The sequence below is a fragment of the Candidatus Avoscillospira sp. LCP25S3_F1 genome (genome assembly GCF_052117125.1).
Classification (GTDB): Bacteria; Bacillota; Clostridia; order Oscillospirales; family Oscillospiraceae; genus Avoscillospira_A.
The window spans coordinates 1-441 of sequence record NZ_JBQKJT010000074.1 but is presented as its reverse complement, the minus strand read 5'-3'; the positions used below and the strand labels follow the sequence as shown (position 1 = coordinate 441).

General features: G+C 54.0%; 1 protein-coding gene. It reads left to right on the top strand.

Translation table 11 applies throughout. From position 1 onward, the window contains the following. Positions 1 to 364 (top strand): integrase core domain-containing protein (locus ACTQ33_RS17160; protein ID WP_441465698.1); only part of this gene is annotated, 364 nt, incomplete at its 5' end. Positions 365 to 441: the final 77 nt, after the last annotated feature.

Genomic DNA, 441 nt, shown 5'->3' with positions numbered 1-441 from the left:
GACACTGGCAGCCCTGGACATGGCAGTGCGTCGCTGCAAGCCGTCAACAGGCCTGATTTTTCACAGTGACCGGGGCGTCCAGTACGCTGCCAGGGCCTTTCGGGAACGGTTGGTGACCTACGGAATCCAGCAGAGCATGTCCCGTAAGGGTGATCCATACGATAACGCTGTCGCAGAAAATTTCTTCAGCTGCCTCAAGTGTGAGCTGATTCACCTGAAGCAGTACCCAACGCGGGCCAGTGCGCAAGCCGATATATTTGCATATCTGGAGGCTTTCTATAACTCCGTCCGGCCACATTCTGCCTTGGGCTGGGTGTCTCCCGTACAGTTTGAGAAAAACCTTCTGGCGGCTCAGGCTGCATGAACGAGCATCCACGAGAATAACTATGATTCATTCCGTTTTTCTGCGTTTTTCGTGTCCGTTTTTCCGGGAAGGGCTCA